Genomic DNA, 23,266 nt, shown 5'->3' with positions numbered 1-23,266 from the left:
CAACCGGGGCGCGGCTGCGGCCGCTGGCCCTGCGGGCGCCCCCGTCGGCCCCTTGCACAGCCCGCCCGCCTGGGCGAGGCTGCGCCCATACCGCCCACCCGAAAGGCTCCAGATGACCGCCGTCTCAGATTTCCTCGCCCACCGCTTCGATGATCACCGCACCCTGCGCCGCGATATCCATGCCCACCCGGAACTCGGCTTTCACGAACACCGGACGTCGGCCCTTGTCGCGGATCGCCTGCGCGCCGCCGGGTACCAGGTGACCACGGGCATTGCGACCACCGGCCTGGTGGCCACGCTGACCCGGGGCGATGCGGGTGACAACGGCCCCACCATCGGGCTGCGCGCCGACATGGACGCGCTGCCGATGGACGAACAGACCAACGCGCCATATGCCTCGCGCACACCGGGTGTATTCCACGGCTGCGGTCATGACGGCCATACCGTATCCCTGCTGGCCACGGCCGAGGCGCTTGCGGCGCATGGCCGTTTCGCCGGCACCGTCCACCTGATCTTCCAACCCGCCGAAGAGGGCCTCGGTGGCGGGCTCAGGATGGTCGAGGAAGGCCTCTTCACCCGCTTCCCCTGCGACCGGATCTACGGCTTTCACAACGCCCCCGATCTGCCCTTCGGCGTTGCCGCCACGCGGCCCGGGCCGATGATGGCCTCCGCCGACGGCTTTCGCATCACCTTCACGGGCAAGGGCGGGCATGCGGCCATGCCGCACATGGCACGCGATTGCGCGCTGCTGATCTCGGAAATCACCGTGGCGCTGCAGAGCCTGGTCTCGCGCGGCATCAACCCGCTGCACAGCGCGGTCGTTTCCGTCACCCAGATCCATGTCGGCTCCGCCCATAACGTCATCGCCGAAAGCGGCTGGATGAGCGGCACCGTCCGCTGCCTCTCGCCCGAGGATCGCGGCTTTCTCGAACAAGGCATCAGGTCCATTGCGACCCATCACGCCGCCGCCCGCGGGATCGAGGCGGAAATCGCCTGGGAAAAGGGCTATCCGCCGCTGAGCAACGACACCGCCGCCGCCGCCCATGCCGCGCAGGTGCTCGCCACAGACGCGACCCCGGTGACATTTGCCGAGGCCGCGCCGCTGCTCGCGGCAGAAGATTTTGCCTACATGCTGAACGAAGTGCCGGGCGCCTACGTGAACTTCGGCATGGCCCGCGACGGCCAGGCCCAGGCGATGGTCCACCACCCGGCCTATGACTTCAACGACGACCTGATCCCCGTCATCGCCGCCTCCATGGTCGCTCTGATCGAATCCGAGCTGCCCGAACGCGCCTGACCGCGCAGCGGCTCCCTGTCATCTGGCCGGAAATACCCCGGGGGAGGAGCCGGCCCGGCGACGGGGGCAGCGCCCCCTAATCTTCGGCGGTCATCGCGTGGACCCGTGCCAGGCCCGCCTCGACAGCCGCCTCGATCGCCGCGTCAAAGCCGGTGTCCTCGGCCGCGCGCAGGGCCGCCGCGATCACCCCGTCGTAGGCCACGAAGCTCTGCACGATTTCGGGGGCGCTTTCGATCCTGCCCGCCATGAGGTGCGCCGCCCCGCAGACCATGTTCTCGGCCGCCCCCTGCGCCACGGTCTCGCTCAGCCCGGCCCGCTGGCCCGCCCGCACCAATGCGCGCGCCAGAAGGGCGGCAAAGGCCGGGCCCGCGCCCGACAGCGTCGTCAGCACATCCAGCGCGGCTTCGTCGGGCACCTCGGCCTCGCGACCGACGCCGCGAAATATCGCGCGGCACAGCGCCCGGTCTGCCGCGTCCACCGCGGCGCTGGCCAGCCAGGGGGTGTAGGATTGCGCAATCTCGGCCAGCGCGTTGGGCAAGGCGCGGATGATGCGCGCAGATCCGGTGCGGGCCTCGATCTCCCCGACCGTGACCCCCGCCATGAGCGAGATCACCAGCGCATCCGGGCATTCGAACCTGCCGGCCCGAAAGTCGTGCGCGCGCAGCGACAGGATCACCACTTCGGGCGGGGTGGGCAGGTCGGCCAGCGTCGCGGCCCAGGGGATGGCGCCAAGCCCGTCATAGGCGGCGCTGGGGCCGCTGCGATTGATCGCGGTGAACCGTTCGGGCGTGGTGACGCCCCGGCGCAGCATGGCGGGGCCGATAAACTGCCCCAGCCAGCCACTGGCCCCGATCAGTGCGACGCGCGCGGCGTCAGGTCTGTCCCTCGTCATCTTTCACTCTCCTTGCAAGCTTCTCACCTGGTGCGGCAAACCCCGCGAAACCAGCCCACTTACGCCCACGCCCACTTACGACCACGCCCCGCTTGCCGGGGCGTTTCGGCGCCACCTCAGCTGCGCTGGATTTCCAGTTCGGCGCGCAGGCCACGGCGACCATTGGCAAAGCGTAGCGTGCCGCCGTGCTGTTCGGCCACCGCCGTGACAATGGTCAGGCCCAGGCCGAACCCGTCGATGGCGGCGGCATTGCCGCCGCGCCGGAACGGCTGCATCAGCGCCTCGACATCCTCGGCGCGCTGCTCCGTGCCCTCGTCCTCGATCACGATCACCGCGCGGGCCGACGTGGCGGCCAGCTCGACATGCGCGCGGCGGCCATATTTCAGCGCGTTGTCGATCAGGTTGGTCACCGCCCGTTGCAGCGCCACGGGCCGCGCCGTCACCAGAACACGGCCGCTGTCGGGCAGGGCGGTGATGCGGGTGCGTGCGGCAAACACCGACCCGCCCCCCTGGATCGTCTGCGGCTCCACCCCGCTCAGCTCGACCGGCAGGCCAATGTCCTGAAAGTCCGCCACGATGGCCTGCACCAGCGACGACAGCGAGATCTGGCGCGGCTCCTCCACGCTCAGCTCCGAACGGGTATAGGTCAGCACGGATTCGATCATGCCGGTCATGCGGTCGATGTCGCTGTCAAAGCGCGCCCGCAGGTCGTCATCCGTGATCAGCGCGGTGCGCAGCCGCAACCGGGTGGCGGGCGTACCAAGGTCGTGGCTGACCCCCGACAGCACCGTGGCACGGCGCGACAGCTGCTCGCGCTCGGCCTCCAGATAGGCGTTCACCGCCTCGACGATCGCGCCGAGTTCCTCTGGCCCCTCGGCGGTATAGGATTGCGGGCCGCCCAGCCGGCGGCGGCTGCGCAGCGTCTCGGCAAACTGCACGAACCTGCCCGAGGTATCGGACACCCGCGTATAGATCGCCGCCAGCGCCAGCAGCGCGATCAGGATGCCGGCCAGCCGGGTGTCGCGCGGCGCGGCATCACAGCCCCAGACGGCGCGCCCGTCGATGCGCTGCCAGGGGGCCTCGCCCATCTGGGCAAACAGGATCGGCTGGGAACAATAGCTGGCCAGCAGGCGCGTCACATGGCCCAGCTTTTCCGGCGCGGTGCGCCCGTCGCCGGGGATCAGCTGCGCCACCTCGTATTGCACCCCGTCCGACACGATGGCCAGGCGCAGCAGCAGCCCGCCGAAATCGTCGTTCGTCGCATCGCGGATCGAGGCCTGCGTCACATAGGCCGGGACGGGAACATCCGGCAGCCGTCCGAAGGCCCCCTGATCGGCCAGGGCGATCACGTCCTGCGGCAGCGGCGTCATCGTCACGCCGGCGGCGGTCGATGATCCCCGCGCCAGCGAATCCCACAAGGTCACACCGGCGACATAGGCCCGCCCCAGGTAACTGTCCCACGCCGCTTGGGCCCCGAACCACAGCCCGCCCGCCAACCCGCCGGCGGCAAAGGCGCTGAGCATCCAGATGGTGCCCAGCCGCCGCAGGCTGGCCGATCCGCCGATCATCGTGCGCCCGTGGTCATGCCGCCGCCACGGTCACATCCGCCGCCATGACGTAGCCGGTGCCGCGCACTGTCTTCAGGATGTCCGGCTCCTTCGCGCTGCGTTCGATCTTGCTGCGCAGGCGGCCCACCAGAACGTCGATGGCGCGCCCCGAGGCCTCGGTCGCGCCCTCGTCGCCCATGTCCAGCGCGGCGGCGATCTCTTCCCGCGTCAGGGGGATGTGCGGATTGGCCAGCAGCACCTTCAGCAGCTCCGTCTCGCGACGTGACAGGGCCACCTGATAGCCCTGCGGGCTGGTCACCTCGTCCCGCTTGCCGTCATAGACCCAGCCCGCGAACCCGTATCGTTCGGTATTGCGCCGATAGACCAGCGACGGCGTGCGCCGCGCCCGGTGCAAGACCGCCCGCACCCGCGCCAGCAACAGCTGGGGGTTGAAGGGCTTGGCGATATAATCATCCGCGCCGACCTCGTAGCCCGCCATGCGCTGATGATCCGCCGACAGGGCCGACACCAGGATGATCGGCATGTCGTGTTCGGCGCGCAATTCGGCGCAGATATCGACCCCGCTGTCATCGCCCAGCATGACATCCAGCAGGATCAGGTCGATCCGGCCACCCGACAGGTGGGTGCGGATCTCGGCGCGGCTTGCGGCGGGCATGACAAAGAACCCCGACCGGCGCAGGAACGCCGTCAGCATGTCCCGCATTTCGTTATCGTCATCGACCACCAGCAGGCGCGCTATCGTCATTATCTTTCCCCATCGTCCGGGTGGCTGTGTCGCGCAGGGCAGAGGCATCGGCGCCGTGCAGCGGGCAGGGTGCCGGGACCGCCCGTCGCGAACCATCGCCACACTAGGCCAGCACCGCGCCCGCGGCAATTGCCCCGCGGCCCGGCGCAGCGCCGCCGTGATTGCCCGGACAGGCAGTGCACATTGCGCCAGTGAACAGACGGACGCCGCGCGACAACGCCCGCACATACCCCTGGGCCGGTTCCTTGCATGACCTCACGCCCAAGGAGGACCGTGCAAAGGCGCATCATCCACCCCGTCGTCAGGCCGAGGTGACGGCCATGCGTACCGGCGGAACCTCGGGGACGGCCTCGATCTGGGTGATGTCCTCGTGATGGCGGCTGAACCGTCCGCGGCCATTTTCCTTGGACTGGTACAGCGCATTGTCGGCCCGACGGATCAGGTCGTCGACCGGCAGGGGCAACATCGTGTCGCAATACCCGATACTGACGCTGGGACGGATATAGCGACCGCGAAACTTGATCTCCATGCTCAGGCAATCCAGCATTTCGGCCAGCAGCAATTCGACGTTCGTATCCTCGCTGACCTCCTGCCACAGGATGAATTCGTCCCCGCCCACGCGAAAGATGCGGCCCGTCTGCCCCTGCAACAGCACCTTCAGGCGATTTGCCGTCGCCTCGAGGATCTGATCGCCGGCCTCATGCCCGTAGGTATCGTTGATCGCCTTGAAATGATCCAGGTCGATGCAGGCACAGATGATCCGGCGCCCCAGCTGTGCCCATTTCTCGTTCGGCCAGCGCTGCGACAGCTCGGCCAGGGACCGGCGGTTTTCCAGGCCGGTCAGCGGATCGTGCCGCGCCGCCCAGTCAAGCCGCTGGTTCAACCGGTGCGCCCGTACCGACATCGACGCGAACACCCAGGTAAAGGCCGAAAACGCCAGCACATAGGCAATGACCGCCGTGGCCACCAGCAGGGCGCGGTTGTCGGCATCCATGACCATCAGCAACAGCCGGCAGAGATAGGCCAGCGAAATGGCGACAAAGGGAAACGTCATCAACACCCGCGCCTCGGTTGCGCCGGTGCGTGCGGCGCGCCATGTCTTCCAACCGAAGGCGCCCGCCAGAACCATGTTGATCAGCGTGGTGAACACCAGCATCGCCGGCAGGCTTTTCAGGCCAAAGTTCACGCCGATGCTCACCAGGCTCAGCCCGGCCCAGACCAGCGCCCATTTGCGCACGTTGCGCGACAACCCCAGCGTGCTGCGTGTCGCGACATAGCCCGCGATGATCCCGCCAAGCGCCCCGGCAATCACCAGCGTCGCAACCACCCAGAAATTCGCGATCTGGATCATCGTCAGGCTGGCGGTGCCAAAGATGAACATCAGGTGCACGACGATCAGCGCCCGCAGCCCGTCGGAATTGCCCCCGGACGAGGTCAGCCCCTTTCCGGCGCGTTTCCAGTTGTCGATCAGCAGGATCAGCAAAGACACAATGACGATGATGCTGGCGATTGCCACCACGACGTTCAGGTTGACTTGCAGATTAACCGGGCCACTTTCCACGCGCACTGTCCAGACCATGGGCCACCCCAAGGGCGGCCATTTCAATGATCAGGCCATTCCAAGACGCTGCCCTGACGGGCCCGGTCCACCAACCGACGCTTGGCATGTCCCCCCTTATTTCCCGCAGCTTTCTTAGTCAGCGGTCGGCATTCGCGCAAGGTTTCCATACGCTGGGGCAGGGTTTTGGCCGCCGCGTGACCGTATCGGTGCAGTTTGTGCAATTACAGGTTGTAAGCCGCCGGTCCCGGCCATCGTCCTGACGGCTGCGCCCCCCCCTGCGCCCCCCGTGCCCCCTGCGCCCCTGCGACCTGGGCGGACGTCCTTGCGCTGTGATCTGCCGGGGATTGCAGGCGCGCCCGACCTGTCGCCTGCCGGATCTGCCCGCGCTGCATTGCAGCACTTTCCGTTTCGTAACAGCATGTAACAGAGCGGCGGGAAATCTTCGCCCAAGGTGTCGCGCCCTGTTGCCACAGACCTCGCGAAGTCGTGAGTATGCGCCCGTCGCCGTCCCCCATCCGGTGGACGAGGAGGAATTTTGGGAGGAAAATCCAAATGAAACTGAAATCCGTTTTCGCAGCCTCGACGGCTGTCACCCTGCTGGCGCTGCCCGCCCTTGCCGAACCGAAGGCAGAGGTGCTGCACTGGTGGACCTCGGGCAGCGAGGCGAAATCCGTCGCCGTCCTGCAAGAGGAATTCGCCGAGCGTGGCGGCACCTGGACCGACATGCCCGTCGCGGGCGGCGGCGGCGACGCGGCCATGACCGCGCTGCGCGCCCGTGTCCTGTCGGGCAACGCCCCGACCGCCGTTCAGCTGAAAGGCCCGGCGATCCAGGAATGGTACGAAGAGGGCGTCCTGGCCGATATCTCGGACGTGGCCGAAGAGCAGGGCTGGGCAGACGTCCTGCCCGATCAGCTTGCCGCGCACATGAAATGCGATGGCGAATGGTGCGCCGCGCCGGTCAACGTGCACCGGGTCAACTGGCTCTGGGGCAATGCCGAGATCCTGGAGCAGAACGGCATCGAAATGCCCACCACCTGGGAAGAGTTCAATGCCGCCGCCGACAAGCTGAAGGCCGCAGGCATCACGCCGCTGGCCCATGGCGGTCAGTCCTGGCAGGACGCCACGGTGTTCGAGACCGTCGTCCTGGCGCAGGGCGCGGATTTCTACCAGTCCGCCCTGGTCGATCTCGACCCCGAGGCGCTCAGCTCCGATACGATGGTCAAGGTCTTCGACGAAATGCGCACCCTGCGCGGCTATGTCGACGACAACTTCTCGGGGCGCGACTGGAACCTGGCCACGGCCATGGTGATGAACGGCGAAGCCGCCTTCCAGATCATGGGCGACTGGGCCAAGGGCGAATTCCTGGCCGCCGGCAAGGAGCCGGGCAAGGATTTCCTCTGCGCCGCGACGCCGGGCCATGGCTATCTCTACAACGTCGACAGCTTTGCGATGTTCGATGTCTCGGGTGACGAGGACAAGGTCGAAGGTCAGAACATTCTGGCCGAGCTGATCGTCGGCCCGTCGTTTCAGGAAACCTTCAACCTGAACAAGGGCTCGATCCCGGTGCGCAATGACGTGTCGCTGGACAAATTCGACTCCTGCGCCATCAAATCCTCCGAGGATATGCAGGCGGATGCGGCCGATGGTTCGCTCCTGCCCAGCTATGCCCACGGCATGGCCCTGCGCGGCGAAGCGGCTGGCGCCATCACCGATGTCGTGACCGCGCACTTCAACTCGGACATGTCCTCCGAAGATGCCGTCAAGATGCTGAGCGAAGCCGTCGCCAACGTGATGTAATCGTTCCGATCAATCCGCCGCCCGGCCCGTCATGGGCCGGGCGGTTTCGTCTTTGGGAGTTTCCTCCATGACTAAATGGCTAGAACGGCAGGTACCAAAGATGGTCCTGGCTCCGACCTTTGCCGCCATATTGCTTTTCGTCTACGGCTTCATCGGCTGGACGGCCTGGGTGTCGCTGACAAAATCCAAGCTGATGCCGCGCTATGAAATCGAGGGCTTCCAACAATATACCAAGCTGTTCGATACCCCCCGGTGGGACACGGCGATGAACAACCTGTTCATCTTCGGCGCCCTGTTCATCGTGATCTCGATGGTGCTGGGCCTGCTGCTGGCGATCTTCCTCGATCAGAAGATCCGCACCGAAGGGGTGATCCGCACGATCTACCTCTACCCGATGGCGCTTTCGATGATCGTCACCGGCACGGCGTGGAAATGGATCCTGAATCCGGGCCTCGGCGTTCAGGCGATGGTGCAGGGTTGGGGGTTCGAGACGTTCACCTTCGACTGGCTGATCAATCCCGATTACGCGATCTACACCATCGTGCTGGCCGGTGTCTGGCAAAGCTCGGGCTTCGTGATGGCGCTGTTCCTTGCGGGCCTGCGCTCGGTCGACGGCGAAATCATCAAGGCCGCGCAGGTCGACGGCATCCCGACGCCGCGCATCTATACCGCGATCATCATCCCTTCGATGGCGCCGATCTTCCTGTCGGCCTTCATCGTGCTGTCGCACCTGGCAATCAAGAGCTTTGATCTGGTCATCGCGCTGACCGGCGGCGGCCCCGGCTATGCCACCGATCTGCCCGCCACCTACATGTACGCCATGGCGTTTTCGCGCGGCAACATCGGGCAGGCGGCGTCCTCCGCCATGATCATGATGGCCGTCGTTTTTGCCATCGTGGTGCCATACCTTTATTCGGAACTGAGGGCGAAACATGACTGACGCCACCATCCAGACCGCCCGCAGCCCGCGCAAGACATCGTCGCGCACCGGGCGGATCGTGCTGCGCACGCTGCTTTATGTCTTTCTGATCGCCTTCGCGCTGTTCTATCTGATGCCGTTGTTCGTGATGCTGACCACCTCGCTGAAAAGCCTGGATGAAATCCGCACGGGTAGCCTGATCGCGTTGCCGCGCGACATCACCTTCGAGGCGTGGAAGACGGCCTGGTCGGGGGCCTGTTCGGGCATCCGCTGCGAAGGGTTGCGCCCCTATCTGCTGAACTCGCTGATGATCGCGATTCCGGGCGTCGCCCTGTCGACGCTGTTCGGCGCGATGAACGGCTATGTCTTTGCCCAGTGGAAATTCCGCGGCGCCAATTTGCTGTTCTCTCTGTTGCTGTTCGGCTGCTTCATCCCGTTTCAGGTGGTGCTGCTGCCGATGGCGCGGGTGCTGGGCATCCTGAACATGGCGGGCACCATTCCGGGCCTGATCTTCGTGCACACGGTTTACGGTCTCGGCTTCACCACGCTGTTCTTCCGCAACTACTACGTCACCATCCCGATGGAACTGGTACGCGCGGCCAAGATCGATGGGGCAGGGTTCTTTCGCATCTTCTGGTCGATCTTCCTGCCGCTGTCGCTGCCGATCATCGTCGTGACCGTGATCTGGCAGTTCACCCAGATCTGGAACGACTTCCTGTTCGGCGTGTCCTTCAGCCAGGCCGGAACACAGCCCGTCACCGTGGCGCTGAACAACATCGTCAACTCGACCACCGGCGTAAAGGAATACAACGTCGACATGGCCGCCGCGATCCTCGCCGCGCTGCCGACGCTGCTGGTCTACGTCGTCGCCGGTAAATACTTCATCCGCGGTCTCACCGCCGGTTCCGTGAAAGGGTAACTCGAATGGCCCCCATCCTCGACATCAAGAACCTCTACAAAAGCTACGGCGCGACCGAGATCCTCAAGGATATCAACGTCGCCATCGAACCGGGTGATTTCCTCGTCCTCGTCGGCCCCTCGGGCTGCGGCAAGTCCACGTTGCTGAACTGTATCGCCGGCCTGGAACCGATCACCGGCGGCGCGGTCCACATCAACGGCAAGAACATGACGGATGTCTCGCCCAAGGACCGCGACATCGCCATGGTGTTCCAGTCCTACGCGCTCTATCCCACCATGTCGGTCGCCAAGAACATCACCTTCGGCATGAAGGTGCGCGGCGTCGATGCCGCGACGCAGGCCGCCAAGCTGGCCGAGGTCGCAGCCCAGCTTCAGATCGAACCGCTGCTCAACCGCCGTCCCGGCCAGCTCTCGGGCGGCCAGCGTCAGCGCGTCGCCATGGGCCGCGCGCTGGTGCGCGACCCGGCGCTGTTCCTGTTCGATGAACCGCTGTCCAACCTCGACGCCAAGCTGCGCGTCGAGATGCGTACCGAGATCAAGAAACTGCACCACAACCTCGGCGCGTCGATGGTCTATGTCACCCACGACCAGATCGAGGCGATGACCCTGGCCACCAAGATCGTCGTCATGAAGGGCGGCGTGATCCAGCAGATCGGCACCCCGGCGGAAATCTACAACACCCCCGCCAACCTGTTCGTGGCCGATTTCATGGGCTCGCCCGCGATGAACCTGATCCCGGCCAGCGTGCGCCGTGATGGGGCGTTCCACCGGATCGAGATCCAGCGCGACTCTGCCGAACCGCTGGTACTGGCCGACCAGCGCCCGCTGAACCTGCCCGACAACGTCATCATGGGCCTGCGCCCGGAAGACATCGCCGAGGCCGGTTTCCGCGCCGGCGCCGAGGTGCAGGAGGCGAACTGCCTGATCGACATGGTCGAACCCGCCGGGGCCGATACCTATGTCGTGTCGCAACTGGGCGGCAAACAGGTGACGGCACGCCTGCACGCCGAAACCAGCGCCCGCGCCGGTCAGGCGATGAACCTCGCCTTCGATCTGGCCAAGGTCAGCTATTTCGCCCCCGAAACCGGCGAACGCCTGAACTGATCCGCCCGCGGATCAGCCTGAAATCGGAAAAGGGGCGGGGCCATCTGGCGCCGCCCCTTTTGCATGGATAACCGGCCCCGCGCACCCGCCTTGCCGGTCGGTGGCCCGCCACGGCACCCGGCGGCTCAGCTCACGGCACGTCAGGGTCGGTCGGCAGAGGGCACGGCAGGCGCGCCGGACCCGCCTAGGCCACCCAGGTCACTTCCTCGGGGGCCCCGTCCTTCCAGGCGGCGTAGAAGGCGACGAAATCCGCCAGCTCCATCGGTCGGGCGATGAAATATCCCTGTCCCAGCCTGACGTTGCGCTGTCGCAGAAAGCTCAGCTGCGCCTGGGTCTCGATCCCTTCCGCGACGATGTCCAGTTCCAGCGTCGTCGCCAGCTCGATGATGGTCTCGATGACCGACCGGTTGGCGGTCTGTCGTCCGATCACGTCGACAAAGCTCTTGTCGATCTTCAGCGCATCCAGCTTCATCTCCTGCAGGTATTGCAGGTTGGAATAACCCGTGCCGAAATCATCGATGACTATTCGATAGCCCGCGTCGCGCAGCGCCGACAGCTTGCCGCAACTGGTCTCGAAATCGATCAGGCTGCGCTCGGTCAGCTCCAGCCAGACACTGGTGGGGGGCACCCCGGCGCGCCCGAAGGTATCCTCGAGCGTCCTGACGATATCGCCCGAGGTGACGTCGTAGGCCGTCATGTTCAGCGACAGATGCGCCTCGGGATGGGTGCGCAGCAGATTGCCCAGATCCTCGCAGGCACGCCGCGCCACAAAGGTCGAAATCTGCCCGATCAGGGCAGATTGCTCGGCCACGGGAATGAACACCTCCGGGTTGATATAGCTGCCGTCGCGCTGTTGCCACCGGATCAGGGCCTCGGCTCCGACGCAGCGCCCGGTCGCCAGCTCGACCACGGGCTGATAGACCAGCCGCAGGTTGCCGCTGCGCAGCGCCGCCTTTGTCTCGTGCCTCAGATCCAGACGGCGCAGGGTCAGCCAGATGACATTGAACACGATGATGCAGGCCAGCACGAAGGCCAGCGGCAGCAATCGCAGCATATAGTCCAGCTGGTCGCTGCTGTGGGTCAGCTCCGGCGGCATCATTGCCACGGCCACCAGGTCGCCGCTGCGGAACAGATCTCCGACATGGCGATGGCCCTGGGCATTGGCCTTGCGTTCCAGCGGGGCCTGGGACAGCAGTTCGGCGGCGACGGCATCACCGCCACTGGCCAGCAGCAGCGGTGGCGCGCCGACCGGCATGTAAGCCAGTGCGACGCTCACGCCTTGCAGGCTCAGCACCTCGACCAGGCGGGTATGACTGACCAGCACGTTGTGCGCGCCCAGGTGCAGCGCCATCACACTGCCCGCGTCGGTCTGGCCGGGGGTGATCGAGGCCCGCAGGCCCACGCCATTCGGCAGAACGAAGTCGATACGGTTTTCCGCTATCCCCGGCGGTGCCATCCCCCAGGAGGAACAGGCCAGCTCTCCGTCCTCGAAATAGCCGACCTCGTCGATGAAATAAGATTGCATCACGGCGTTGCGCATGGCCGCGATATGCTCCGGCGTGCATCCTGTCATCCCCTCGACCGTCTGCAACACGTCGTGGGCCTGTTCGATTACCTTTTCCATGCGGATGACGGGGACCGAGCCATACAGGTTCAGGGTCTCATGGGTGTTGCGCTCTGCCATGACGCTGGCCAGCCACGCTGTCAGCGCCACGGGCGCGATGGCACCCAGCAGGATCGCGACGATGGCAACCAGGGCCACGCGACGCCTGTTCCGCAGCCGTTTCACCCAGTCAAACTTTGCCAGCGCCCATACCCTCCGTAGCTGCTTCATGGCGCAGGCAGTGCGTGCCATGAGCCGTGTGTGCGATGGGGTAGCCCATGATGACGACGTTAATGCCAGCGGGGCTCTTGCGTCTATACTGTTGACATTGCGGGGGCGGACGGCGCGAAGGTGTTGCAGAAATGGCCGGCCTGCGGCCCCGGCCCATGCAGGTTTTCGCTGCTGCGCCCCGGCAGGGCGCCACCCGTGCGCGCCGGACCCTTGGTGCGGCCCTGCTGCGGCCCTGCTGCGGACCTGCTGCGGCCAGGCTGCCCAAAATTCAGCCAGGCCAGTCGCGGATTTCGCACCGTTCAGATACCGTTCGGATACCGCTCAGATACCGACGTTCGAATCTAGGCTTTTCAATGACTTATGCGGCTCCTGTCGCCCCTGCACCGACATGCGCCGCCCTCGGCACACTGCCCCGCCGGGCGAAAGCGTTTGGACGCCGGTTTTCAGCTCTGCTAATAGCGCTAACACATGCCGGGAATCCTGTCGCTCGCGCGCGGGATACGACAGCGCACCGGCACAAACCCGAGGGATGAGACGCGATGAAACTAGTAGCTGATGTCGGTGGCACCAACGTGCGTTTCGCCCTTGTCGAAGGGGATCGCGTCCAACCCGACACCATCTCCAGCTTTCGCAACGACGACTTTGCGACCTTTCGCGATGCGGCCGCGCAATACATTGAAGACAAAGGCAAACCTGCGCTGACCCGCATGGCCATTGCGGTCGCCGGGCCGGTGAATGGCACCCATGCCCGGCTGACCAATCGCGAATGGTATTTCGACACGGTTGCGCTGGCTGCGGACTTTGGCGTCTCGGTTGCACTGTTGAACGATCTCAAGGCCTTGGGGTATTCCGTTTCGACCCTCAGCGCCGACAGTTTCCTGCGCGTGACGCCGCACATCGACATCGACGGCGCGGGCGATCAGCGTCTGGTGGCCGGCATCGGCACCGGCTTCAACGTCAGCCCCGTGGTGATGACGCAACAGGGCGTGGTCTGTCCGAATGCCGAAATGGGGCATATCCAGTTGTCCTGGCGCCTGTATCAGGCCGTCGCGGATCAGGTCGGTCATGGCGATCATGGCTATGATACGGTCGAACATCTCTTCTCGGGGCGCGGCTGCGAAAAGCTCTGGCGCGCCTCCTCGGGCAGTGACCTGTCCTTTGCCCAGGCCCTTGCTGCCAGTACCGACCAGGCGATTGAATTTGCTGGGGTTTATGCCGACATGATGGCGGTGCTCGCGCAGGACCTGGTGCTGGCTTTCATGCCCTCGGGGGGCTTGTATTTTGCCGGCGGCGTGGCGCGCGCGATCCTGACCGGCCCGGCGGCGGCCCATGGCCTCGACTGCTTCCGCGCCGCCTACATGCGCCCCCTTGCCCTGGATACAGCGGCGCGCGTGCCGGTGTCGCTGATCCTTGATGACCACGCGGCGCTTTCCGGCTGCGCGATCGCCTAAGCCCCTGCCAGACTGGCGTTTTCGCCTCCAAAAGGGCAGGCGCCGCCCGCCGGATTCCGTGTGGCGGCACCTCTGCGGAGCCGGGGGGCGCGCGCCCCGGTGCGATCCGCCCTTTCAGCCGCGCGTGACACCCCCTACATAACCTGCGAACAGGCAGGCGTCTGGCCATCCGTGCCAAAGCCGACTAGGCACGCCCTGTCACCGGAGGAGGACGACCTTGCAAAAAATAATGCTTCCCGAGCGGCCCGACTGGCGCGCCGAGGCCGAAGAGCTGGGGTTCACCTTCGCCGACATGCACGGCGAGCCCTATTGGGATGAAGGGACGGTGTACCAGTTCAGCCTGGCCCAGATCGAGGATGATATCGAAGACCCCTCGACCGCGCTGCACGCCATGTGCCGCGAAGCGGTTCCGATCATCCTGGCGGACGAAGCCCTGATGGAAAAGATGGGGATTCCACGCGAACACTGGGATCTGGTCGCAGACAGCTGGCACCGCGAAGATCCTGAAATCTATGGCCGTTTCGACCTGGCCTATGACGGGACGGGGCCTGCGAAACTGCTGGAATACAACGCAGACACACCGACCTCGCTTTATGAATCCGCCTCGTTTCAGTGGAGCTGGCTTGAGGGGCAGCAGGCGCTCGGGGTGCTGCGCGACAGCGACGATCAGTTCAACGGCATACACGAGTCGCTGGTAGAGCGGTTCCGCGCTCTCTTCGCTGCCGACAGCGATCTGCACTTTGCTGCCATCGGCGGGAACGCCGAAGATTACGCGACGGTCGAATGTATGGGCTGGGCGGCGCGCGAAGCAGGGCTTGGCGCGCATTATACCGACCTGGAAAAGGTCGGTCTCAGCACCGACGGGCAATTCCTTGATGCAGAGGATCGGGTGATCGGCACCCTGTTCAAGCTCTACCCCTGGGAAGACCTGCTGCGCGACGACTACGCGCGCCATCTTGCGACAGCCGAATGCAGGGTTCTTGAACCGGCATGGAAAAGCCTGTTGTCAAACAAGGGGTTGCTGCCCGTCCTGTGGCAGATGTTTCCCGGGCACCCCAACCTGTTGCCCGCCTTTTTCGAGGCCGATATTGCCGAGGCCCTGGCCGGAACCGGCCCGGCAGCGGGGCCGGTCGCACAGGCATTTTCCAGGGCGGACAAGGCGCTTGCACGGGGGTATGTCACCAAGCCACTTTTCTCGCGCGAGGGGGCGTCGGTTTCGATCTTTGAAGAGGGCACCCTGAAGGAGCAGGCGGACAACACCGAATATGCGCAGCAACCGCGCATCGTTCAGGGGTACGCACCCTTGCCGGTTTTCGACGGCTTCCGCCCCGTGATCGGCGCCTGGATCATCGGCACCGAATGTGCCGGCATCGGCATACGCGAGGACCGGTCGCGCATCACGCAGGATCTGTCCCGCTTCAAACCCCACTTCATCCGCGATTGAACCCGCAAAGGATTGCCAAAAATGAGACCTCGTTCCAGAACCGTCGCCCTCAGCATTCTCGGTGCCTCTGCCTTTGCCCTTGCAGGGTGCCGAGAGGAACAGGTCGATGCGCAGGCGTTTCCCGATCTCGCCAGTTGCAAGGCTGCATCGCAGGCTGATGGGTTGATCCCCGCAGGTGCCTGCGAGACCGCCTTTTCCGAGGCAGAGCAGCTGCATGTCGAGGCCGCGCCGCGATATGACAGCATCGCCGTCTGCGAAGAACAGCATGGGCAGGGGGCCTGCGGCAGCGAAAGGCAAGTGTCCGAGGGTGGTTCCGGCAGCATTTTCATGCCGTTGATGGCGGGTTACCTGGTGGGCAGCATGCTGAGTGGGCGCAGCGGGATGGTCGGTGCGCAGCCGCTGTATCGTACGTCGGATGGGCGCTATACCAACGCAGGCGGTACGGCGGCCTACTCCAGCAACAGCGGCAAGGCCAAGTTACGCTCGTCGTTGTTTCAGCGCCCGACCTCGACCATCGGCAAGGCCCCGATGACCAAGGCCACCCTGTCCTCGCGCGGTGGATTTGGCAGCACCGGATCGTCCCGAGGCATGTTCGGTGGTTGATCGTCTGACCACCGGGCGTCGTGCCACGCCCAAGCGCTGAACGGGCCGCAGGCGCTGAGCGGGCTGCAGGCGCTGAACGGGCTGCAGGCGTGGCGGCGGCGGCGTTATTCGGAGGTGCCGAATTTGCGCAATAGACCGGCAGCGGCGGACAAGACGATGATCACCCCGCCATAGATACAGATGGTCATGCTCAGCCCGATATGGGGCAGGGCAAGTCCGGCTATGACGACGGGCACCCCGAAGGCCATGTAGCTTACCGTGAACAGTGTCGCGAACAGCTCTCCGCGCTCGTTCGCGGTTGCCAGGGGGATGATCGAGCGCATGACGCCGTAAAAGCAGGTGCCGAATCCCGCGCCTGCCACGATGACTGCGCCCAGATAGAACGGCAGGAGTTCCGCCATCACCCCCAGGACCGTCAACGTCGTGCCGACCGCCAGCGCCGATGTGCCGAACAACGTGACCTGACGGGCTGTGTAATGGCGCGCGACGAAACACGCGACTGAGCCGGAGCCAGCCAGCAACGTGATGACCAGCGCTTGCAAGAGGTAGTCGGTGACCCCGAATATCTGCGCGATGATCGGCGCGCCGAGCGACAGGTAGAACCCACCTGTCGCCCAGCCGGCAAAGACGGCCGGAGCGCTGCGCAGGAAGGTCTTGCGGGCCGAGCGGGGCAGGCCCATGCGGGGGCGCAGGGCCGACCAGATGCCGTCGTGACGCGGCGCTGTTTCGGGCAGCAGCAGCACCAGTGCCGCAAGGGCAGCATAGATGGCCACAAGGCTGCCGAATACCTCCGGCTTGGCAGCAGAGCTGAAATCGAGGATGGCCCCCGAGGCCAGCGCCCCCAACCCGAGGCCCCCCAGCGGCAGCACCGACGTCCAGATTGCCGCAGAACCAGGTTTGTCGACCGGCTCAAGGTCGACCGCAGCGGCGGAGAGGGTCGACAGCAGCAGGCCGCTGGCCACGCCCTGAACCACCCGCGCGAACAGCAAGGTGCCGACGGTGTCCGCTTGCCAGAACATCACCAGCGACACCGCCAGAACGGCAAAGGCCGCCGATAGCACGGGGCGTCGGCCGATATGATCGGATAGCGAGCCGGCCACCAGCAACGTGCAGAGCAGAGCAATCGTGTAGATCGCGAAAATCCCTGTCATGACGGCCGGGGAGAATCCGATCTGGCGTTGCAGGATCGGGTAAAAAGGCGAAGGCGCGCTGGCGCCGGCCATCATCAGGGCGACCCCGGTCAGCACCAGGTAGAAACCGGTGCGGTGTATCCGGTTCGATCGTATCTCAGTCACGCTCATCAGGGGCCTGCCATCTGTCGGTGGATTGGTTCGAAAAAGTTCGAACAAAATACCTACTACCGTAATCCAGAAGGTTCAACTATATTCGAACCATGATGGATCACACAGATGTGCCAAATACTGCCGACCTGCCGCATCCGGCGTGCGAGGATCTGATTTTGACCCAGGTTCTCTTCGCGCTCAGCGATCCGGCGCGGCTTGATATCGTGCGGCAGCTGGATTCGGGGCCGTTGGAAATGGCGCAATGCTGTCTGAGTGATCCGACAATGCCAAAGTCGACAAAGTCGCATCTGATGAAGGTGCTGCGCGAAGCGGGCGTGATCCGCAATGTGGCCAAGGGCCGGGGTCGCCTGCTGAGTCTGCGGCGCGACGATCTGGATGCCCGGTTTCCCGGACTTCTGGCGTCAATCCTCAAGGTTGCGCCCGAAGCATAAGACGATCCGCGCTTGCTATGCGCAGCACATCTACAAGAAACGTCGGGGGGAATGCAGGGCAGGTCGGTGCCGATTGCAGCTGTAAGCGACCCTGTGGATCGTGGTGGCGGGCCTGTCGCGAGGCGCTGCAAACTTGGGAAAAGTGGCAGCCCGTAGGGGAGTCGAACCCCTCTTTCCAGGTTGAAAACCTGGCGTCCTAACCGATAGACGAACGGGCCACGCTTGGCGTGAGGCGGGTTCTAAGAGAAGTAGCTGCAGGTCGCAAGCGCTTTTTTCGCCTCTGTGAACTTTTTTCTCAACGCCCGGTCAAAGGCCGATTTCGCACGCCGGATGCGCCCGCGATTTCGCGGGGCCGGGTGCATCAAATATATGAAAAATATCAGCTTTCCGAGGCCGGAGCCGCATCGCTGAGGCGCACTTGCACTGATCTGCGCCCGCCCCAGTCGTTGATCTCCAGATGGCCCGCCAGATGGAACGGCCGGCCGCCGTGCTGTTCCAGCGCGGGACCGATCGGACCGTCGAACGCGCCAAAGCAAATCGCCTCGACTCGTGCGCCCATTCCATCGCCGAACGACAGCTTCAGATGGCTCTCGCCGATCCGTTTGACGAATCCGATCCGCTGGGACGGAAAGGCAAATCGAGGGGCAGGGGCCGAAGCGCCATAGGGGCCGGCGGCCTCAAGGCTTTCGATCAGCTCTGGCGTCGCGGCGCCGGGCATCAGCAGGCCGTCAAGGCGAAGGTCCAGCGGGCCACCTTCGCCTGCGCCCTGTTTGGCCAGCAGCGTGCTCAGCCGATCCATGGCGGTTTCCAGCATGTCGCGGGCGACGGTCAGGCCCGCCGCCATCTTGTGCCCGCCCCCCTTGATCAACAGCCCTTCTGCCGCGAGACGCTGAATGGCCGCGCCAAGGTCGACACCGGCGACCGAGCGCCCCGATCCCTTGCCCTCGTCTCCGTCCATGCCGATGACGATGGCGGGGCGGTTGGTCGCCTCTTTCAGCCGAGAGGCGACGATGCCCACGACACCGGGATGCCAGCCCTCGCCAGCGGCCCAGACCAGGGGAGCCTCCAGTCCGCGCTCCTCAGCCTGCGCCAGCGCTGCTGCGCGCACCTGTGCCTCGATTTCGCGGCGTTCGGTGTTCAGCTCATCCAGGCGGTCGGCCATCGCCTTGGCCTCGAACGGGTCGGCGGTGGAGAGCAGGCGCGCGCCAAGGTCGGCCTGACCGATGCGACCGCCGGCGTTCACGCGCGGCCCCATGAGAAAACCGAGGTGATAGGCCGAGGGTGCGGTGTTCATGCGCGCCACGTCCGCCAGGGCCGACAGACCGGGGCGTTCGCGCCGCGCCATGATGCGCAGGCCCTGTCGGACCAGCGCGCGGTTGACCCCGATCAGGGGGGCGACGTCCGCCACCGTGGCAAGCGCCACGAGGTCGAGAAGATCCATCAGGTTCGGACCGGCGGCGCCTTCGGCCTTCATCTGGCGATTGGCCTCCACCAGCATCAGGAACACGACGCCCGCGGCACACAGGTGCGCCAGCGCTCCGTCTTCGTCCTGACGGTTCGGGTTCACCACGGCGACGCAGTCGGGCAGGGTTTCTCCGCCCAGGTGGTGGTCCAGGATAAGGACATCACAGCCCGCCGCCTCGATCGGTTCATGGCTCAGGGTGCCGCAGTCGACGCAGACGATCAGATCGTGCGCACGCCCGAGGTCGCGCATGGCCGGTACGTTGGGGCCGTATCCTTCGTCGATACGGTCGGGAACGTACAGGGTTGCCTCGCGGCCCATCTGGCGCAGCCAGTCCAGCAGGAGCGCGGCCGAGCTACCGCCGTCGACGTCGTAATCCGCAAAGATGGCGATGCGTTGGCGCTGTTTGACGGCCTGCAGAAACCGCGCGGCAGCGCGCTCCATATCGCGCAGCGATCGCGGGTCCGGCAGAAGGTCCTGCAGCTTGGGTTCCAGAAACGCCGCGCTTTGCCCCTCGGTGACGCCACGCCGCGCCAGGACGCGGCAAAGCGCAGGTGGCAGATGTTCGGATTGCACAAGCGCCTCTGCCTGGCGTTCGATTTCGGGGGCAGGACCGATCCAGCGCCGTCCGGTCAGCGAAGCGGTGACATCGAGAAACGCCATTGGTTTGATCCCTGCACTGGCCGATGGGCCGGGTTTGCCTGTGCCCCGAGGTACGTCGGCACCCCCGAGTTGTGCCAATATACCTTGGGTTTTGCCAGAGCACTTGGCTGTTGTCCGTGTTCGTCGGTCCTGCCGGCACCCCGCAGGATGTCCCGGGATTGGCGGGTCAGACGGATTCTATACGCAGTGCCACCGGATCGCCTTCGACGACGCCGGTGCCCGCCATGCCGGCAATGGCAAGGTCGAGCGCGGATCGCTGGGTCTTGTGTGTCACGATCAGCACCGGCGCGCGGCCCCCCTTGTGGTCGTACTGGCGCATCCGATGGATCGACACACCGGCTTCGCCCAGCACGGTGGCCACCTTTGCCAATGCGCCGGGTTTGTCCTGTAGCGCCAGGCGCACATAATAGGGAGCGGGTGTTGTCGAGCTGGCCGGTTGCACGTCGGTCAACGTGCCGGCAGGTTGCCCAAAGACAGGCAGGCGGAAATTGCGGGCAATATCGCAGATGTCGCCCAGCACGGCTGACGCCGTCGGGCCTTCACCGGCACCTGCGCCACGCAACACGATCTGTCCGACGGCATCTCCCTCCAGCACCACCATGTTGGTGCCGCCTTCCAGTTGCCCGATCGGGCTGGCGGCAGGCACCAGGCAGGGGGCCATGCGCTGTTCCAACCCGCGCCCGGTCATTTGGCTGACACCCAGCAACTTGATGCGAAAGCCCATGTCGGCGGCGGCCTTGATGTCGTCGATGGTGACGCGCCCGATGCCCTCAAGCTCCATCGCGTCGAAGGCGACGCGGGTGCCGAAGGCGATCGAGGCAAGCAGGGCCAGCTTGTGACCGGCATCGATGCCGCCCACGTCAAGGTTCGGGTCCGCTTCGAGATAGCCGAGATCGGAGGCTTCCTGAAACACCTCGTCGTAAGGCAGGCCCGAGGATTGCATGCGCGTCAGGATATAGTTGCAGGTGCCGTTCATGACACCCATGACGCGGGTGATGCGATTGCCTGCCAGCCCTTCGGTCAGTGCCTTGACCACGGGAATGCCCCCGGCGACGGCAGCTTCATAGCGGATGACCCGGCCATTGCCTTCGGCCAGCTCAGCCAGCGCTTGTCCATGAACCGCCAGCATCGCCTTGTTCGCCGTAACGACGTCCTTGCCGGATTTCAGCGCGGCCTCTGTTGCCGCTTTGGCCGGGCCGTCAGATCCGCCCATCAGTTCGACAAAGATGTCGATGTCATCGCGTGCGGCCAGCGCAACGGGGTCGTCTTCCCAAACGTAACCATCCAGGGACACGCCGCGATCCTTGCCGCGATTGCGGGCCGAGACGGCACTGACGGTGATCTCGCGCCCGGTGCGGGCGGTAAGCATGGCGGCCTCCCTGCGCAGGATTTTCAACACGCCGACGCCGACCGTTCCAAGGCCGGCAATCCCGAGGCGCAGAGGCTCGCTCATTCGAATTCTCCAGGTTGGCATATGATTGTGCTGCAAGGGCCTATCGCCTTAGCGGCTTCGGCGCAACGCGACTTTTCAGGGCATTTCGGCAATTCCGCGCGGCGCGGGTTACAGCCCGATTTCCGCTGTCCGCAGGTCATCGGCCCGTCTGCGCAGATCCGCGGCCCGTGCGGCCAGTGCATCATCGTCCGCGGTGTCCAGGCGGGCCTGATCCTGGGTGCGGCTGGTGATGCGGCTGCCGGGGACAAGATCGGGATAGGCGGCTTCGCGATTGGCAGTACTTAGCGTCGCGTCCAGGGCGGGGGGGCGGTTGCAGCCCCACAGCGCCACCAGAAGGGGGGCGATCAGCAGCAGGTTGCGCAAGGGCGTGGTTTTGTCATCGGGCATGGCAAAGCTGTGCCTCAGCCGCCCGACCTTGGCAAGAGCGGCTGATGTTTTGGGCCTGCACTGGCGGTGGTGCTCTTGCTCTGAACGTCTGTTCAGTTAATGTCCCGGGATGGCACGCACGACGGGATCGACATCGGTGGAGACGGGACAACGCCTGCGGCGCGCGGCGGTGAGCCTGTTCGCACGGCACGGCTATGCCGCCGTATCGATGCGCCAGATCGCGGCTGAGACGGGCGTGCAGGTCGGGGCCTTGTACAACCATACGACGGACAAGCAGAGCCTGCTGTTCGATCTGCTGTCGGATCACATGGATGACCTGATGGCCGCGCTGGACCAGGTCGTGCTGCCCGCCGATCCGGTTCTGGCGCTGGAGGCGTTCACGCGGTTCCACCTGCGCTATCACGCCGAGCGTCCCGATGCGGTGTTCATCGCCTACATGGAGCTGCGCAACCTGACCCCTGAGAATTTCATGCAGGTCGAGTCGCAGCGTCGCGCCTACGAGGCGCGTCTGGAAGAGATCCTGCGGCGGGGCAAAGCGGGCGGAGTGATGCATGTCGCTGATGTCAAATTGGCCTGTCTTGCGATCATTGCATTGCTGACCGGGGTGACCACATGGTTCCGCCCCGCAGGGCGTCTGAGCCAGGCAGAGGTTGAAGATATCTATTGGGACATGACCCGACGTCTTGTCGACGCGTGAACGCGCGGGCCTGCCGCCAATCGCGTCGCAGCGCGCCGTCGCCATGTCGATCCGCTCGAATCTCGCCTTTGGTGCCTCGTTGCGGTATGGGCGGGCAGGAACTGATTTCGCAAAGGGGACAGAGTTGGAAAAGGTTGTACTGGCGCGGGTCGAAGCGAGCGCGGGGCGGCGGGTGTTCGGCATCGGTGTGCTTGCTTTGCTGGCCATTGCCCTGGTCTGGCTGGGCGTATCGCCGCAGCCCGTGTCGCCATGGATGCGGTTGCTGGTGTTCGCCATCGCGATCGCCGTGGCCTTCGCCGGTTGGTCCATGTACCGCGCGACCATGCTGACGCTGGAGCTGACCGAGGCCGGTTTGTATGACAGTGCCGGTCATCTTCTGGCCCCTTTGCACCAGATTGCCGGGGTGGATCGCGGCACATTCGCCTTCAAGCCATCGAACGGGTTTCTGCTGCGTCTCTCTGCTGCGGGGCCGCGTCGTTTCCTGCCGGGGTTGTACTGGCAACTCGGACGGCGCATCGGGGTGGGCGGTGTGCTGCGCGGGTCCGAGACCAAGCAGATGGCCGATGTCATCGCCATTCACCTGGCCGAGCGGGCGGCGGCCGAGGGGGCTGAGTGACCTATGGGGCAAGACCGGGGAACCTAGGGATATTCCCCTGCGGAACTGGCCGCAATCGACGACACGACGTCCTTGGGAAATGTCGATTGGGCGTCGCTAATCTTAACAGGGCAGTCACAC

20 protein-coding genes and 1 tRNA gene are annotated in these 23,266 nt (G+C 65.1%); 11 read left to right on the top strand and 10 right to left on the bottom strand.

Going from position 1 to position 23,266, the window contains the following annotated elements; all coding sequences use genetic code 11:
• Positions 1-112 precede the first annotated feature (112 nt).
• Positions 113-1,297 (top strand): amidohydrolase, encoded by a 1,185-nt coding sequence (locus DL237_RS08560; protein ID WP_119398631.1) that lies wholly within the window; start codon positions 113-115, stop codon positions 1,295-1,297.
• Positions 1,298-1,373: 76 nt separating this feature from the next.
• On the opposite strand, the gene DL237_RS08555 is transcribed toward DL237_RS08560, so the two are convergent.
• From DL237_RS08555 to DL237_RS08540, 4 genes are all read right to left on the bottom strand, one after another.
• Positions 1,374-2,189: a pyrroline-5-carboxylate reductase family protein gene (locus DL237_RS08555; RefSeq protein WP_119398630.1), complete on the bottom strand. Its 816-nt coding sequence runs from the start codon at positions 2,187-2,189 to the stop codon at positions 1,374-1,376.
• 116 nt (positions 2,190-2,305) lie between these two features.
• Positions 2,306-3,757: a sensor histidine kinase gene (locus tag DL237_RS08550; RefSeq protein WP_119398629.1), complete on the bottom strand. Its 1,452-nt coding sequence runs from the start codon at positions 3,755-3,757 to the stop codon at positions 2,306-2,308.
• Between the two features lie 13 nt (positions 3,758-3,770).
• A complete protein-coding gene (locus tag DL237_RS08545) occupies positions 3,771-4,502 on the bottom strand; it encodes a response regulator transcription factor (RefSeq protein WP_119398628.1) in 732 nt (243 codons plus the stop codon).
• Positions 4,503-4,803: 301 nt separating this feature from the next.
• A complete protein-coding gene (locus DL237_RS08540; protein ID WP_119398627.1) occupies positions 4,804-6,081 on the bottom strand; it encodes a GGDEF domain-containing protein in 1,278 nt (425 codons plus the stop codon).
• Positions 6,082-6,615: 534 nt separating this feature from the next.
• Here DL237_RS08540 and DL237_RS08535 point away from each other — a divergent pair.
• The 4 genes from DL237_RS08535 to DL237_RS08520 all read left to right on the top strand — a co-directional run bounded on the left by DL237_RS08535 (position 6,616) and on the right by DL237_RS08520 (position 10,801).
• On the top strand, positions 6,616-7,860 hold the full coding sequence (locus DL237_RS08535; RefSeq protein WP_119398626.1) for an ABC transporter substrate-binding protein: 1,245 nt from the start codon (positions 6,616-6,618) through the stop codon (positions 7,858-7,860).
• 67 nt (positions 7,861-7,927) lie between these two features.
• Positions 7,928-8,800, top strand: a complete 873-nt coding sequence (locus DL237_RS08530; protein WP_119398625.1) for a carbohydrate ABC transporter permease — start codon at positions 7,928-7,930, stop codon at positions 8,798-8,800.
• On the top strand, positions 8,793-9,698 hold the full coding sequence (locus DL237_RS08525; RefSeq protein ID WP_119398624.1) for a carbohydrate ABC transporter permease: 906 nt from the start codon (positions 8,793-8,795) through the stop codon (positions 9,696-9,698). Before DL237_RS08530 ends, DL237_RS08525 begins: the two co-directional genes overlap by 8 nt.
• A gap of 5 nt (positions 9,699-9,703) precedes the next feature.
• Entirely contained in the window at positions 9,704-10,801 is a 1,098-nt protein-coding gene (locus DL237_RS08520; protein ID WP_119398623.1) for an ABC transporter ATP-binding protein, read from the top strand.
• 184 nt (positions 10,802-10,985) lie between these two features.
• Here the strand turns inward: DL237_RS08520 and DL237_RS08515 are convergent, their stop codons facing one another.
• Positions 10,986-12,563, bottom strand: a complete 1,578-nt coding sequence (locus tag DL237_RS08515; RefSeq protein WP_158585606.1) for an EAL domain-containing protein — start codon at positions 12,561-12,563, stop codon at positions 10,986-10,988.
• Between the two features lie 611 nt (positions 12,564-13,174).
• On the opposite strand from DL237_RS08515, the gene DL237_RS08510 reads away from it, so the two are divergent.
• The 3 genes from DL237_RS08510 (at position 13,175) to DL237_RS08500 (ending at position 16,133) form a co-directional block, all read left to right on the top strand.
• Complete coding sequence (locus tag DL237_RS08510) at positions 13,175-14,086, top strand: glucokinase (RefSeq protein ID WP_119398621.1); 912 nt, start codon at positions 13,175-13,177, stop codon at positions 14,084-14,086.
• 217 nt (positions 14,087-14,303) lie between these two features.
• On the top strand, positions 14,304-15,530 hold the full coding sequence (locus DL237_RS08505) for a glutathionylspermidine synthase family protein (RefSeq protein ID WP_119398620.1): 1,227 nt from the start codon (positions 14,304-14,306) through the stop codon (positions 15,528-15,530).
• 21 nt (positions 15,531-15,551) lie between these two features.
• Entirely contained in the window at positions 15,552-16,133 is a 582-nt protein-coding gene (locus DL237_RS08500) for a DUF1190 domain-containing protein (RefSeq protein ID WP_119398619.1), read from the top strand.
• 104 nt (positions 16,134-16,237) lie between these two features.
• Here the strand turns inward: DL237_RS08500 and DL237_RS08495 are convergent, their stop codons facing one another.
• Positions 16,238-17,434 (bottom strand): MFS transporter, encoded by a 1,197-nt coding sequence (locus DL237_RS08495; RefSeq protein ID WP_119398618.1) that lies wholly within the window; start codon positions 17,432-17,434, stop codon positions 16,238-16,240.
• Between the two features lie 158 nt (positions 17,435-17,592).
• Here DL237_RS08495 and DL237_RS08490 point away from each other — a divergent pair, with 158 nt between their 5' ends.
• Positions 17,593-17,868: an ArsR/SmtB family transcription factor gene (locus DL237_RS08490; RefSeq protein ID WP_233544910.1), complete on the top strand. Its 276-nt coding sequence runs from the start codon at positions 17,593-17,595 to the stop codon at positions 17,866-17,868.
• A 143-nt stretch (positions 17,869-18,011) separates the two neighbouring features.
• Here DL237_RS08490 and DL237_RS08485 read toward each other — a convergent pair.
• From DL237_RS08485 to DL237_RS08470, 4 genes are all read right to left on the bottom strand, one after another.
• A tRNA-Glu gene (locus tag DL237_RS08485) sits at positions 18,012-18,086 on the bottom strand.
• A 161-nt stretch (positions 18,087-18,247) separates the two neighbouring features.
• Positions 18,248-19,993 carry a single-stranded-DNA-specific exonuclease RecJ gene (gene recJ, locus DL237_RS08480; protein WP_119398617.1) on the bottom strand — a complete coding sequence of 582 codons (1,746 nt, stop codon included), beginning with the start codon at positions 19,991-19,993 and terminating at the stop codon, positions 18,248-18,250.
• Positions 19,994-20,159: 166 nt separating this feature from the next.
• A complete protein-coding gene (locus tag DL237_RS08475; protein WP_119398616.1) occupies positions 20,160-21,446 on the bottom strand; it encodes a homoserine dehydrogenase in 1,287 nt (428 codons plus the stop codon).
• Positions 21,447-21,554: 108 nt separating this feature from the next.
• Positions 21,555-21,833: a hypothetical protein gene (locus DL237_RS08470; RefSeq protein WP_119398615.1), complete on the bottom strand. Its 279-nt coding sequence runs from the start codon at positions 21,831-21,833 to the stop codon at positions 21,555-21,557.
• Positions 21,834-21,942: 109 nt separating this feature from the next.
• On the opposite strand from DL237_RS08470, the gene DL237_RS08465 reads away from it, so the two are divergent.
• Together DL237_RS08465 and DL237_RS08460 are read left to right on the top strand one after the other, a co-directional pair.
• Entirely contained in the window at positions 21,943-22,530 is a 588-nt protein-coding gene (locus DL237_RS08465; RefSeq protein ID WP_119398614.1) for a TetR/AcrR family transcriptional regulator, read from the top strand.
• Positions 22,517-23,146 (top strand): hypothetical protein, encoded by a 630-nt coding sequence (locus DL237_RS08460; protein ID WP_119398613.1) that lies wholly within the window; start codon positions 22,517-22,519, stop codon positions 23,144-23,146. Before DL237_RS08465 ends, DL237_RS08460 begins: the two co-directional genes overlap by 14 nt.
• The last annotated feature ends 120 nt before the right edge of the window (positions 23,147-23,266 follow it).

Origin of the sequence: Pseudooceanicola sediminis, from assembly GCF_003575965.1 — a bacterium.
Lineage (GTDB): Bacteria > Pseudomonadota > Alphaproteobacteria > Rhodobacterales > Rhodobacteraceae > Pseudooceanicola > Pseudooceanicola sediminis.
The sequence above is the reverse complement of the archived record's forward strand: the minus strand, read 5'-3'. Positions and strand labels throughout refer to the sequence as shown.

Coding starts and splice junctions, on each gene's coding strand:
- DL237_RS08560 (WP_119398631.1), top strand. CDS start 113: ATGACCGCCGTCTCAGATTTCCTCGCCCACCGCTTCGATGATCACCGC.
- DL237_RS08555 (WP_119398630.1), bottom strand. CDS start 2,189: ATGACGAGGGACAGACCTGACGCCGCGCGCGTCGCACTGATCGGGGCC.
- DL237_RS08550 (WP_119398629.1), bottom strand. CDS start 3,757: ATGATCGGCGGATCGGCCAGCCTGCGGCGGCTGGGCACCATCTGGATG.
- DL237_RS08545 (WP_119398628.1), bottom strand. CDS start 4,502: ATGACGATAGCGCGCCTGCTGGTGGTCGATGACGATAACGAAATGCGG.
- DL237_RS08540 (WP_119398627.1), bottom strand. CDS start 6,081: ATGGTCTGGACAGTGCGCGTGGAAAGTGGCCCGGTTAATCTGCAAGTC.
- DL237_RS08535 (WP_119398626.1), top strand. CDS start 6,616: ATGAAACTGAAATCCGTTTTCGCAGCCTCGACGGCTGTCACCCTGCTG.
- DL237_RS08530 (WP_119398625.1), top strand. CDS start 7,928: ATGACTAAATGGCTAGAACGGCAGGTACCAAAGATGGTCCTGGCTCCG.
- DL237_RS08525 (WP_119398624.1), top strand. CDS start 8,793: ATGACTGACGCCACCATCCAGACCGCCCGCAGCCCGCGCAAGACATCG.
- DL237_RS08520 (WP_119398623.1), top strand. CDS start 9,704: ATGGCCCCCATCCTCGACATCAAGAACCTCTACAAAAGCTACGGCGCG.
- DL237_RS08510 (WP_119398621.1), top strand. CDS start 13,175: ATGAAACTAGTAGCTGATGTCGGTGGCACCAACGTGCGTTTCGCCCTT.
- DL237_RS08500 (WP_119398619.1), top strand. CDS start 15,552: ATGAGACCTCGTTCCAGAACCGTCGCCCTCAGCATTCTCGGTGCCTCT.
- DL237_RS08495 (WP_119398618.1), bottom strand. CDS start 17,434: ATGAGCGTGACTGAGATACGATCGAACCGGATACACCGCACCGGTTTC.
- recJ (WP_119398617.1), bottom strand. CDS start 19,993: ATGGCGTTTCTCGATGTCACCGCTTCGCTGACCGGACGGCGCTGGATC.
- DL237_RS08475 (WP_119398616.1), bottom strand. CDS start 21,446: ATGAGCGAGCCTCTGCGCCTCGGGATTGCCGGCCTTGGAACGGTCGGC.
- DL237_RS08470 (WP_119398615.1), bottom strand. CDS start 21,833: ATGCCCGATGACAAAACCACGCCCTTGCGCAACCTGCTGCTGATCGCC.
- DL237_RS08465 (WP_119398614.1), top strand. CDS start 21,943: ATGGCACGCACGACGGGATCGACATCGGTGGAGACGGGACAACGCCTG.